The 13,055-nt window shown below is 70.3% G+C and carries 8 protein-coding genes and 1 pseudogene; all 9 read right to left on the minus strand.

The genetic code is table 11. The features are described from left to right. Positions 1–23: 23 nt before the first annotated feature. Positions 24–406: pseudogene (locus tag JHD63_RS23840) on the minus strand (hypothetical protein); the annotation flags it as partial. After that, positions 405–2,138: an ATP-binding cassette domain-containing protein gene (locus tag JHD63_RS01260; RefSeq protein WP_198968845.1), complete on the minus strand. Its 1,734-nt coding sequence runs from the start codon at positions 2,136–2,138 to the stop codon at positions 405–407. The gene JHD63_RS01260 and the pseudogene JHD63_RS23840, both read right to left, overlap by 2 nt. Then, positions 2,135–7,936, minus strand: a complete 5,802-nt coding sequence (gene uvrA, locus JHD63_RS01265; protein WP_198968846.1) for an excinuclease ABC subunit UvrA — start codon at positions 7,934–7,936, stop codon at positions 2,135–2,137. Before uvrA ends, JHD63_RS01260 begins: the two co-directional genes overlap by 4 nt. 115 nt (positions 7,937–8,051) lie before the next feature. Next, on the minus strand, positions 8,052–8,198 hold the full coding sequence (locus JHD63_RS01270; RefSeq protein WP_198968847.1) for a hypothetical protein: 147 nt from the start codon (positions 8,196–8,198) through the stop codon (positions 8,052–8,054). Between the two features lie 261 nt (positions 8,199–8,459). Continuing rightward, positions 8,460–10,160 carry an MFS transporter gene (locus JHD63_RS01275; RefSeq protein WP_198968848.1) on the minus strand — a complete coding sequence of 567 codons (1,701 nt, stop codon included), beginning with the start codon at positions 10,158–10,160 and terminating at the stop codon, positions 8,460–8,462. A gap of 336 nt (positions 10,161–10,496) precedes the next feature. Then, positions 10,497–11,135: a 2-hydroxychromene-2-carboxylate isomerase gene (locus JHD63_RS01280; protein WP_198968849.1), complete on the minus strand. Its 639-nt coding sequence runs from the start codon at positions 11,133–11,135 to the stop codon at positions 10,497–10,499. Positions 11,136–11,290: 155 nt separating this feature from the next. After that, positions 11,291–11,539 (minus strand): DUF1289 domain-containing protein, encoded by a 249-nt coding sequence (locus JHD63_RS01285; protein ID WP_198968850.1) that lies wholly within the window; start codon positions 11,537–11,539, stop codon positions 11,291–11,293. Then, positions 11,536–12,036: a YbaK/EbsC family protein gene (locus tag JHD63_RS01290; protein WP_198968851.1), complete on the minus strand. Its 501-nt coding sequence runs from the start codon at positions 12,034–12,036 to the stop codon at positions 11,536–11,538. Before JHD63_RS01290 ends, JHD63_RS01285 begins: the two co-directional genes overlap by 4 nt. 8 nt (positions 12,037–12,044) lie before the next feature. Beyond that, positions 12,045–12,953, minus strand: a complete 909-nt coding sequence (locus tag JHD63_RS01295) for a hydroxymethylglutaryl-CoA lyase (protein WP_198968852.1) — start codon at positions 12,951–12,953, stop codon at positions 12,045–12,047. Positions 12,954–13,055: the final 102 nt, after the last annotated feature.

Consider the following 13,055-nt stretch of genomic DNA (forward strand, 5'->3'; position numbering starts at 1 on the left):
CCGCCGCCGGGCCCAGAACGTGTTCAGAGTCTCCCGAGCAAGAGAGCGAGGAAGGCCAAGGTGACGAGCTGCAAGCGGATGTTGGAGCCAGTGCTCGCAGAGCTTGCACGGCCGCCCTTTCTTCTCCAGCCCCGCGAAGCTGCGCTCCTCGTGGCGATCTGCACGCTCACGTATTCCCCAGGATTGCCTTGGCGCCCTGCGCGAACGGCGGGCCTACAGCGCCGCCGTCGCACGGCAGGCTTTGCACCCGGCTCAAGGCGGGCTTGCCGCGCGTGAAGATCCTCAGCGCACCCTTGCGGTCCGTCACCTCGGCGGTCGTCACCGCGATGGCGTGCGGCAGGCCCTGGGCTTCCACCGCAGTGTGGCGCCCGATGCCCGAGACCTTCCTGCCCGCGCCATGCCCTTCAGGGGGACCGCCGCGCCAGCACTTCGTCGCGCGGGCCGGCGTCCACCACGTGGCCCGCCTCGACCACCACCACGGTGTCGAAGCGCGCGAGCAGGCCGGGCCTGTGCACCGAGGCGATCAGGCAGGCGTGCGGAAAGGCAGCGGCCACGCGGTCGAACACCCGGCCTTCGGCGACCGGATCGAGCGCGCTGGTGGGCTCGTCGAGCAGCAGCATCGAACTGCCGCGCGCAGCCAGCGCGCCGCGCGCCAGCGCCAGCCGCTGGCGCTGCCCTCCCGACAGGTTGGCGCCGCGCTCCGACAGCGGGCTGCGCAGGCCATCGGGCATCCTGGCCAGCACCTCGTCGAACACGCCGGTATGCAGCGCGGCCTCGATGTGCCGCGGCTCGCCGCTCTGGCCGAAGGTCAGGTTCTCTTCCACGCTGGCCTCGAACACCTCGGCCTCCTGCGGGATCAGCGTGGCCAGCCCGCGCAGCGTGGACCAGGGCACCACTGCGCCGTCGCGCAGCAGTTCGCACTGCTGCGGCGTGTAGAGCCCGGCCAGCGCGCGCAGCAGCGTGCTCTTGCCGCCGCCGCTGGGGCCGATCAGCGCGACGCGGCTGCCGCGCCGCAGCAGCAGGTTCACATCGCGCAGGCCGCCGCGGCCGCCGGCCGCGTGGCGCCAGTGCACGCCACGCAGTTCCAGCGTCTGCCAGGGGGCATCGGGCACGATGGCCATCACCGGCGCGTCGGGGTCGCCCGGCGCGGCCCAGATCGGCTCGGCGCTGCCGTAGTCGGTGTGCATGCGCGCAAAGCCCTGGAAGTTGGCGGCCATCGAGCCCACCACGTTGGCCGCCTGCTGTGCGTACTGGTAGATCATGAAGACCGTGCCCAGCTGCACCGCCTGCCCCGGCGTGCGCGCCTGCCAGACATAGACGACCACCAGGATCCAGGTCAGCGCCATGCCCAGCAGGTCCACCGCGAACCATTTGCCCTCGTTGACCGTGACCGCGCGGCGCAGCGGCGCCATCACGCCGTCCATGCGCCGGCCCAGCAGCTTGCGCGACGCCGCCTGCAGCCGCAGGCCGATCACCGTGCCGGCGTTGCCCACCAGGTCCAGCAGCGCGGCCACGTAGCGGCGCTCGGCATCGTTCTCGGCGCGGGCCAGCTGCATCAGCGCCCGGTCGAAGCGCAGGATGATGAAGGCAATGGCCACATAGCCGGTCAGCGCAATCGCGCCGCTGGTGCGCGACAGCAGCGCCAGCGCCACCAGTGGCCCGACGAAGTTGAAGGCGTTCTGCAGGTAGCCGAACTGGTTCTGCGCAAAGTCCGAGAGCGCACGGCTGGCCTGCACCACGCGGTGCTGCAGGTCGCCCGAATGGCGCCCGTCGCGCCAGGCCAGCGGCGCGGCCGCAATGCGGGCATAGAGCTGGTCGGCCATGCGCTCGCGCACCCGCACGCCCACGTTGCGCTCCAGGATGCGGCCCGGGCCGTGCAGGCACCATGACAGCAGGTACACGCACGCCAGACTGGCGATCCAGCGCCCCGCGCCGGCCAGGTCGTCGCGCTGCAGTGCGTTGATGGCCTGCGCGGCCAGCCAGGGCATGGTGAGCCGCAGCAGTTGCGCGGCCGACAGCAACGCGGTTGCGCCCAGCAGTTGGCCGCGCTTGCCTGCGGCATGCAGCCAGAGCGCGCGGTATAGCTCGCGCACCGCGCGCGACGGCGCGGCCGCGGCGGGCTGCTCGGCGGCCTTCATGGCGCCGCGGCAGCCCCGGCTGCGGATCGGGCACCGCCGCGGGCCAGCACCCGCTCCAGCGCCCGCCCTGTGGGGGTGCCCAGCCGCACCACGTCCTCCGGCGTGGCGGTGGCGACCACGCGGCCGCCTCCGTCGCCGCCCTCGGGGCCCAGGTCTATCACCCAGTCGGCCTCGGCGATCACGTCCAGGTCGTGCTCGATGACCAGCACGCTGTGGCCGCCGGACACCAGGCGGTGCAGCACGTGCACCAGCTTCTCGACGTCGGCCATGTGCAGGCCGACGGTGGGTTCGTCCAGCACGTAGAAGGTGTGCGGCGCCTTCTGGCCGCGGCGCGCGACGTCGTCGCGCACCTTGCTCAGCTCCGTGACGAGCTTGATGCGCTGCGCCTCGCCGCCGGACAGCGTGGGCGAGGGCTGGCCCAGCGTGAGGTAGCCCAGGCCCACGTCCTTCAGCAATTGCAGCGGGTGGCTGATGTGGGGCATGGCGGCGAAGAACGCCACCGCGTCGTCCACCTCCATCTGCAGCACGTCGCCGATGCTCTTGCCCCGCCAGGTGACGGCCAGCGTCTCGGGGTTGAAGCGCGCGCCGTGGCAGGTTTCGCAGGGCACCTTCACGTCGGGCAGAAAGCTCATGCCGATGGTGCGCACGCCCGCGCCTTCGCAGGCCGGGCAGCGGCCGTCGCCGGTGTTGAAGCTGAAGCGGCCCGGCGCGTAGCCGCGCGCCTTGGCCTCCAGCGTCTCGGCGAACAGCTTGCGGATGGTGTCCCAGAAGCCGATGTAGGTGGCCGGGCAACTGCGCGGCGTCTTGCCGATCGGGGTCTGGTCCACTTCCAGCACGCGGTCTATGGCCTGGTAGCCGTCCAGGCTGTCGCAGCCGGACCAGGCCGGGTGCCCGCCGGCGTCGTCGGCCTCGCGGCCGGCCTTGGTCGTGCGCTGCTGCACGGCGGCCTGCACGTTGGCCAGCAGCACGTCGCGCGCCAGCGTGGACTTGCCCGATCCGCTGACGCCGGTGATGGCCACCAGGCGCTTGAGCGGCACGTCGATGTCAACCTCCCGCAGGTTGTGCAGGCTGGCGCCGCGCAGTTCCAGCCAGTCGATTTCCGTATCCGGTGCGTCAGCGCCGGTCAGCGATGGCGCCACGGGCCTGCGTGCCTGCAATGGGTGCTTCATCGCATGCAGCAGGTAGCGTCCGGTCTGCGAATCGGCGGCCTGCTCGATGTCCTGCACCGAGCCCTCGGCCACGACGCGGCCGCCGCGCTTGCCGGCGCTCGGGCCGATGTCGATGATGTGCTCGGCGCGGCGGATGGTGTCCTCGTCATGCTCCACCACCACCAGCGTGTTGCCCTTCCCGCTCAACTTGTGCAGCGCATCGAGCAGGATCTGGTTGTCGCGCGCATGCAGGCCGATGGTGGGTTCGTCCAGCACGTAGCACACGCCCTGCAGGTTGCTGCCGAGCTGCGCCGCGAGCCGGATGCGCTGCGCCTCGCCGCCCGAGAGCGAAGGGGCGCCGCGGTCCAGCGTGAGGTAGCCCAGGCCGACCTCCTCCAGGAATTCCAGACGGCTGCGGATCTCGGGCAGCAGGTCGCGCGCCACGCCGGCCTCGCGGCCTTCGAGCGTGAGCGCGTCGGCCCACAGCCGCAGCGTCTGCACGCTGCGCCGTGCCAGCGCGGTGATCGGCGTGCCATGGAACTGCACCGCGCGCGCCGTGGCGTTGAGCCGCGTGCCGGCGCAGGTCGGGCAGGCGGTGTCGGCGACGTCTTCCACCTCGGGCTCGGCGAAGGTCTGCTCGCGGCCCTTCTGGTCGTCGGCCTGCACCGAGTCGTCGAACGCCCGGCGCTGCTCCTTGGTCAGCTTGATGCCGGTGCCCACGCAGTCCGGGCACCAGCCGTGCTTGCTGTTGTAGCTGAACAGGCGCGGGTCCAGCTCGGCATAGCTGGTGCTGCAAACCGGGCAGGCGCGCCGGGTGGAGAACGCCTGCAGCGTGCCGATGCCGGCGGTGGGCGTGCCGGCCTCCATCGCGGCGCGCAGGCCGCCGATGTCCGACAGCACGTGGACCACGCCCTTGCCAAGCTCCAGCGCGCGCGCCAGCGCCTCGCGCAGCGCGGCCTCCTGGCGCGGATCGACGTCCAGGCTGATCACCGGCAGCTCGATCGTGTGCTCCTTGAAACGGTCGATGCGCGGGAACCTGGTGGTCGGCAGGAAGTTGCCGTCCACCCGCAGATGGGTGTAGCCGCGCGGGCGCGCCCAGTCGGCCAGTTCGGTGTAGACGCCCTTGCGCGCCACCACCAGCGGCGCCAGCAGGCCGATGTGCTGGCCGCGGAAGCGTTTGAGGATCTGCGCCGCGATGCTGTCGGGCGTCTGCGGCTCCACCGCCGCGCCGTCGTGGATGCAGTGCTGCGTGCCGAGCTTGACGTAGAGCAGGCGCAGGAAGTGCCAGACCTCGGTGGTGGTGCCGACGGTGCTCTTGCGCCCGCCGCGCGACAGGCGCTGCTCGATCGCCACCGTGGGCGGAATGCCGTAGACCGCGTCCACCTCGGGCCGGCCGGCCGGCTGCACGATGCTGCGCGCGTAGGCGTTGAGCGATTCGAGGTAGCGCCGCTGCCCTTCGTTGAACAGGATGTCGAAGGCCAGGGTGGACTTGCCCGAGCCGCTGACGCCGGTCACCACGTTGAACTTGCCGCGCGGTATGTCGACGCTGACGCCCTTGAGGTTGTGCTCGCGCGCGTTGACGATCTCGATCGCCGTGGCGCCCTGCGCCGGCCGCGCATGGGCCGCCCGCACTACTTTCTGCAGCGGCACGCCTTCTTCTGCCGTATGCCCGCCCACGCCCAGCGCCTGCTCGTACTCGCGCAGCGCGCGGCCGGTGTGCGACGTGGGGTGCCTGCGCACGTCCTCGGGCGTACCTTGGGCCACCACCAGGCCGCCGCCGTCGCCGCCCTCGGGCCCCAGGTCGATCAGCCAGTCGCTGGCGCGGATCACATCCAGGTTGTGCTCGATCACCACGAGCGAGTGGCCCGCGTCCAGCAGCCGGCGCAGCGCGCGCATGAGCTTGGCGATGTCGTCGAAGTGCAGGCCGGTGGTGGGCTCGTCGAACAGGAACAGCGTGCCCTTGCGCGCCAGCGCCTGCTTGCTGGCGCTGGCGCTCTTGGCGGCTTCGGCCAGGAAGCCGGCGAGCTTCAGGCGCTGGGCCTCGCCGCCCGACAAGGTCGGCACCGGCTGGCCCAGCTTGACGTACTCGAGCCCCACGTCGACGATGGGTTGCAGCGCGCGGATCACCTCGCGGTCGTTCTTGAAGCGCTCGGCCGCCTCGCTCACGGTCAGGTCCAGCACGTCGGCCACGTTCAGCATGCGGCCGCCGCGCTCCACCGTGACTTCCAGTATTTCCGGCCGGTAACGCTTGCCGTCGCAGTCGGGGCAGCGCAGGTAGACGTCGGAGAGGAACTGCATCTCCACGTGCTCGAAGCCCGAGCCGCCGCAGGTCGGGCAGCGGCCGTCGCCGCTATTGAAGCTGAACTTGCTCGCCGTGTAGCTGCGCTGGCGCGACAGCGGCGCGGTGGCGAAGATTTCGCGCACCGCGTCCCAGGCGCCGACGTAGCTCACCGGGTTGGAGCGCGCGGTCTTGCCGATGGGCGACTGGTCCACGAACACCACGTCGCTCAGGTGGTCGGCGCCCAGCAGCCGGTCGTGCCGGCCGGGCGTTTCGGTGGCCTTGCCGAAGTGGCGCGCCAGCGCCGGCGCCAGCACGTCCTGGATCAGGCTCGACTTGCCCGAGCCGCTGACGCCGGTCACGGTGACCAGGCGCTGCAGCGGGATCTCGACCGAGACATTGCGCAGGTTGTGCTCGCGCGCGCCCTCCAGCACCAGGCGCGGCGTGCTGTCGCCCACCGGCCGCTTGAAGCCCATGCCGATCTGCTTGCGGCCGCTCAGGTAGGCGCCGGTGAGCGTGTCGGCGCGGCGCAGTTCGTCGGGCGTGCCGTCGAACACGATCTGGCCGCCGCGCTCGCCCGGGCCCGGGCCCATGTCGATCATGCGGTCGGCCGCCAGCATCACGGCCGGGTCGTGCTCCACCACCACCAGGGTGTTGCCGGCATCGCGCAGGCGCTGCATGGCCTCGGTGATGCGGTCCATGTCGCGCGGGTGCAGGCCGATGCTGGGCTCGTCCAGCACGAACAGGGTGTTGACCAGCGAGGTGCCGAGCGCTGTGGTCAGGTTGATGCGCTGCACCTCGCCTCCGGACAGGGTGCGGCTCTGCCGGTCCAGCGTGAGGTAGCCGATGCCCACGTCGTGCAGGTAGCGCAGCCGCGTGGTGATTTCCTCGAACAGCAGCTTGAGCGCCTGGGCATCGGCTTCGCCCGCCGCCGTGCCGTCGCCGCGGTGCTCGATCCGGTCGAAGAAGCGCCGCAGCCGCTCGATCGGCAGCAGCATCAGGTCGTGCAGGCTGAGGCCGGGCAGGGCCTCGAGCTGCGCGCGCGACCATGGCACGCCATGCGGCATGAAGCGCTTCTCGGGCGGCAGCACCGCGTCCGCGTCGTCCTTGCCGCCGATGCGCCAGAGCAGGCTCTCCAGCTTCAGGCGCGCGCCGCCGCAGGTGGGGCATGGCGTGTAGCTGCGGTACTTGGACAGCAGCACCCGGATGTGCATCTTGTAGGCCTTGCTCTCCAGGTACTCGAAGAAGCGCCGTATGCCATACCACTGCTTGTTCCAGTTGCCTTCCTTGTAGTGCGGCGTGCCGTCGATCACCCAGTGCCGCTGCTCGGGCGTGAGCTTGTTCCAGGGGGTGTCGCGCGGAATGCCGGCCGCCTCGGCATGGCGCATGAGGTCGTCCTGCGCCTCCTTCCAGGCGGGCGTCTGGATGGTCTTGATGGCGCCGGCGCGCAGGGTCTTCTTCTCGTCCGGGATCACCAGGCCGTAGTCCACGCCGATCACGCGGCCGAAGCCGCGGCAGGTCTCGCAGGCACCGGCCGGCGAGTTGAACGAGAACATCGACGGGATCGGCTCGGCATAGCGCCGGTCGCTCTCCGGGCAGTGCAGGCCGGTGGAGAAGCGCCAGATCTCGGCCTCTTGCCCTTCCTCGCGCAGTCGGTAGACGTTGAGCCGGCCGCCGCCACGCTTCAACGCCGTCTCTATCGCCTCGACCGCGCGGGCGTTCTCCACCGAGCCGGCGCGGAAGCGGTCGGCGGCCACGTCCAGTACGGTGCGCGGGCCGGTCGGCGTGGCCACCTCGCGTTGCGCCTGCACCCGCGTGAAGCCGCTGGCCGACAGCCACTGCTCGATTTCCGCGGCGCTGGTGCCCGCCGGCAGTTCCACCGGGAAGGTGACGACCAGGCGCGGTTCCTGGCCGCCGTCCTGCGCCGCGGCCGCAGCGGCGCGGGCGCGCAGCTCGGCCAGGATGGTGTCGGGTGAGTCGTGCCGCACCGGCAGCGCGGTATCGCGGTCGAACAGCTGCGCGGCCCGGGCATAGAGCAGCTTCAGGTGGTCGTTCAGCTCGGTCATGGTGCCAACCGTGGAGCGCGAGGAGCGCACCGGGTTGGTCTGGTCGATCGCAATGGCCGGCGGCACCCCCTCCACCCGGTCCACCGCAGGCTTGTCCATGCGGTCGAGGAACTGGCGCGCATAGGCAGAGAAAGTCTCCACGTAGCGGCGCTGGCCTTCGGCGTACAGGGTGTCGAACACCAGGCTGGACTTGCCCGAGCCGCTGGGTCCGGTCACCACGGTCAGCTCGCCGGTGCGGATGTCGAGGTCGAGGTTCTTGAGGTTGTGCTGGCGCGCACCGCGGATGCGGATGGTTCCCTGGGACATGGGCGGGTCTTGGTGAGGAGTGCGGAGGTGAGGCGGAACATTCTAGGGATACGATGCGCCGCCGTCTGCCACGGGGCCAGGCCCCGCGCCGCCCTCCTTTTGCCAGCCCGCCGGCTCAGCGCGAGGCGGGCGCGGGCTCCGCCGGGGCGTGGATGTCGCCGCCGTGCTGCTCGCCGCCGAGGCTGGCCTTGTCACCAGCCTTCATGATCACGAACAGGGAAAGGGCAGCAAAAATGGCAAAGCCGATGGCAATCTTCAACATGTTTGTTTCCTACGATTACACAAATGCGGATATGGAAATGAAAGAGGCTCCCAGCCGCCCAAGCGGTGGAGAGCCCCGGGGAAACGGAAGTGCGCGCCGCAAAGATCCATGAAGCCCCCGCGGCGCACGCATCACAAGGGCCCGGAAGGCCGCGGAGCAGGCCATGCGCAGACATCCGCCGAACCGGCTCCGCCGGGCCGCAGGATGTGCCCCCTGCAAGGGGGTTGGCGGAGATGCGAAGCGCGGAGCCTGCGGGCGCTTCTAGTCATTCGCGTAGATGTCCACGTCCTTGGTCTCGCGGATGAACAGCGTGCCGATCACCAGCGTGATGCCCGCGATCACGATCGGGTACCAGAGGCCGTTGTACATGTTGCCCGTCGAGGCCACGATGGCGAAGGCCGTGGTCGGCAGCAGGCCGCCGAACCAGCCGTTGCCGATGTGGTAGGGCAGGCTCATCGAGGTGTAGCGGATGCGCGTGGGGAACATCTCCACCAGCATGGCCGCGATCGGGCCGTAGACCATGGTCACCAGCAGCACCAGCCAGAACAGCAGCAGCACGGTCATGACCTTGTTGACCTTCGCCGGGTCGGCCTTGGCCGGATAGCCCGCGATCTTCAGGTCTTCGGCCACGCCCTTCTTGAAGGCGGCAATCGCCTTGACGGAAGCCTCGTCGAACTTGGAGTTGACGACGTTGCCGGTGGGCGCCTCGACGCTCTTGCCGCCGATCTTCACGACCGCCGCGGAGCCCGGCGCGCCGGCCACGTTCTCATAGCTGACCGAGTTCTGCACCAGGTAGCGCTTGGCGATGTCGCAGGAGCTCCTGAAGTCGATCTCGCGCGCCACCGGGTTGCCCTGGAACGAGCAGGACGCCGGGTCGGCCGTCACCGTCACCGCGGCCGTGGCCTGCGCGCGGGCGAGGTCGGGGTTGGCGGCTTCCGTCAGCATCTTGAACACCGGGAAGTAGGTGAGCACGGCCAGCAGGCAGCCGGCCATGATGATCGGCTTGCGGCCGATCTTGTCGGACAGGGCGCCGAACACCACGAAGAAGGGCGTGCCCAGCAGCAGCGCGACGGCGATCATCAGGTTGGCGGTGGTCGCATCGACCTTCAGTTGCGCCGTGAGGAAGAACAGCGCGTAGAACTGGCCCGAGTACCAGACCACCGCCTGCCCGGCAGTCAGCCCCACCAGCGCCAGGATCACGATCTTGAGGTTCTTCCACTGGCCGAAGGACTCGGACAGCGGCGCCTTGGAGGTCTTGCCCTCGGCCTTCATCTTCTGGAAGGCAGGCGACTCCGACAGCGACAGGCGGATCCACACCGAGATGCCCAGCAGCAGGATCGACACCAGGAACGGAATGCGCCAGCCCCAGTCGTTGAAGGCCGCCTCGCCCATGCCCTCGCGCACGCCCAGGATCACCAGCAGGCTCAGGAACAGGCCGAGCGTGGCGGTGGTCTGGATCCACGAGGTGTAGGCGCCGCGCTTGCCGTGCGGCGCATGCTCGGCCACGTAGGTGGCGGCGCCGCCGTATTCGCCGCCGAGCGCCAGGCCCTGCAGCATGCGCAGCGCGATCAGGATCACCGGCGCTGCGACGCCGATGGTGGCGTAGCTGGGCAAGAGGCCGACGATGAAGGTCGACAGGCCCATGATCAGGATCGTCACCAGGAAGGTGTACTTGCGCCCGATCATGTCGCCCAGGCGGCCGAACACGATGGCGCCGAAGGGCCGCACCAGGAAGCCCGCGGCGAAGGCCAGCAGCGCGAAGATGAAGGCAGCGCCCGCATCGAGTCCGCTGAAGAACTGCTTGGCGATGATCGCCGCCAGCGAGCCGTAGAGGTAGAAGTCGTACCACTCGAACACGGTACCGAGCGACGAGGCGAAGATGACCTTCTTCTCCTCCTTGCTCATGGGCCGGGGGGCCGGATGCGACGGAACGCGCCCGCCGGTTGAGGAAATCGTCGACATAGAAGTCTCCTTGTTGGAATGCTCGCCCGGGCACCACGTCACCCCATGGCGATGGCGCATTCTTCGCCCCCGCACTGACCCCGCTCTGACGCCAATCCAACAGCAGCTTGCACGGCGCTGACGCGCATCTGACAAACCTGGGTCAAACCCGGAGCCGCACTTTCGGCATGCGGGAAATCACGGCCGTGCGAGATTCTGCGGCGTGAAAGCCGCCTTCGCGCGGGGAGTTCGCCGACAAGATCAGGTCGCTATAGACTTAATAGCACACAACCCAGGAAGTACCTGGGCTACATGCATATTTTGTTCAAAATCCGGCCGTGGAACGCCGCAGGATGTTCAGGCCGGCTTCAAACCATTGGGCAGCGCGTCGGCCTCGGCCCAGACAGGCCCGTCGAACCAGGCATCGCCATCGAGGCAGGCGCGCAGCATGGGCAGGCCGTCGAAGCCCCAGAACAGGCGGCCGCCGACCTCGAAGCTGGGCACGCCGAACACCCCGCGCGCCAGGGCGGCGTCGGTGTTGGCGCGCAGCAGCGCCTTGACCTCGGCGCCGGCCGGGTCGTGGCGCAGCGGCAAGGCCGCGGCCAGTGCGGCCAGCCGCTGCGCGTCGTTGGCGTCGGCGCCGCCGTGCCAGACGTGGTCCAGCACCACGCCCGCGACATGGCGGCTCAGGCTGCCGTCTTCCGACGTGGCCAGCGCCAGCCGCAGCAGGGGCAGCGGGTTGAACGGGTGCACCGCCGGCATCTGCAATGCGATGCCATGCGCGTGGCCCAGCCACTGCACCTGCCGGTAGGTCCAGGCGCGCTTGGGCGCGATGCCGGCCGGCCCGGGATTGCCATGCTGCTGCAGCAAGGCGCCGAGCAGCACCGGGCGATATTCCACCGCGTAGCTCAGGCCTTCCAGCACCTGCGGCAGGCGGCCGAAGGCGAGGTGGGCGAAGGGCGAGACGAAGTCGAGGTAGCAGGTGATTCTGTGCATGTCAGTTCTCCAATGGCGCCCATGCGCTGGCCGCGGCGTATCGATGCGACGCGGCCCACGCGCGCACATCCGCCGGACTGGCGTCGCCAGGCCGCAGGACGTGTCCCATGGGGGAAGGCGAAGACGCGAAGCGCGCCGCCTGGCGGTGTGTCATGTCACCCCGCGCGGAGCAGCAGACGCTCCCAGATGATGCGCTTCTGCGCGTCATCCGCGCGCGACCAGACGCGGATTTCGTCGATGGAGCGGAAGCAGCCTTCGCAGAAGCCGCGATCCGCGTTCATGCGGCACACCGATACGCAGGGCGAGGGCACGTCGGGCGCGCCGCTGCGGGCCCGTGCGACGCGTTGCAGCAGCAGCGAGCGCAGCCGCGCGGCGCTCTCGGGCGCCTGCGTGTCGACGCTCATCCGGCCTCCTGCGCCACGTCGGCCAGCGGCGCGCCGGTCAGGCGCTCCAGGTCCTGCGGCGCGAGGCGGAACACGCCGTGCGGATGGCCGGCGGCCGCCCAGATCTCGTCGAAGCGCAGCAGCGTGCGGTCGATCAGAACCACCGGCGCCACGGCGTGGGCCACCGGCGAGACGCCGCCTATGGCGAAGCCGGTGCGGGCCTTGACGAAGGCGGCGTCGGCACGGCCCAGCGGGCCGACCAGCGCGGCCACCTTGGCCTCGTCCACGCGGCGGTCGCCGGCGGCAATGACCAGCACCGCCGCATCGTCGGCCAGGCGGCGGAACACGATGCTCTTGGCGATCTGCCCGAGCGCCACGCCCAGCGCGTCGGCCGCCTGCTGCGCGGTGCGCGCCGCGCCGTCGAGCAGCACCGGCGCATGCGGATGCCCCGCGCCCTGCAGACAGGCCGCGACACGCCGCACGCCTTCGGGCAGGGGCTTGAGTTCAGCGCCGCACATGCCGGCCCCTAGCCTTCACGCTTGTTCAGCAGGGCCTTGCCCACGCGCGATTGCGTGGGCCGGCCGATCACGCCGCTGATCCAAGCGCCGGCATCGACCAGCGCCTCCAGGTCGATGCCGGTCTCGATGCCCATGCCGTGCAGCAGGTAGACCACGTCCTCGGTGGCGACATTGCCGGTGGCGCCCTTGGCGTAGGGGCAGCCGCCCAGGCCGGCGACGGAGGCGTCGAACTGCCACACGCCCATCTGCAGCGCGGCCAGCGTGTTGGCCAGCGCCTGGCCATAGGTATCGTGGTAGTGGCCGGAGACGTCGTCCAGCGCGTAGTGCTGCAGCGCCGCGTCGAGCGCGCGCTGGGTCCTGATCGGCGTGCCCACGCCGATGGTGTCGGCCACGCCGACGTGCTGCACGCCGATCTCCTTCATGAGGCGCGCCACCAGCGCCACGCGCTCGGGGGCGATGTCGCCTTCGTAGGGGCAGCCCACGCTGCACGAGATGGCGGCGCGCACGTAGATGCCGGCCGCCCGCGCCGCAGCGACCACGGGCGCGAAGCGCTCGATGCTCTCGGCGATGCTGCAGTTGATGTTGCGCTGGCTGAAGGCCTCGCTGGCGGCGCCAAACACCACGATCTCATCGGGCCGCGACGGCAGCGCCGCCTCGTAGCCCTTCATGTTGGGCGTGAGCACCGAATAGCGCACGCCGGGCTGGCGCGTGATGCCGGCCATGACCTCGGTCGCATCGGCCATCTGCGGCACCCACTTGGGACTGACGAAGCTGGTGACCTCGATCTCTTTCAGGCCGGCGGCCTGCAGGCGATGCACCAGTTCGATCTTGGCGGCGGCGGGCACCGGCTGCTTTTCGTTCTGCAGCCCGTCGCGCGGGCCGACGTCTACGAGTTTGACGCGGGAAGGAATGTTCATGGGCAGGAGTTTCGCGCAATGCGGCAAGGGGCAACAGCGGGATTGTCAGGAGAAACGCATGGCACGGCCCCGGATGAGGGCATCCGCGCGCAGCGGCGCGCC

It is taken from the genome of Xylophilus sp. ASV27 (assembly GCF_016428875.1).
Lineage (GTDB): Bacteria > Pseudomonadota > Gammaproteobacteria > Burkholderiales > Burkholderiaceae_C > Xylophilus.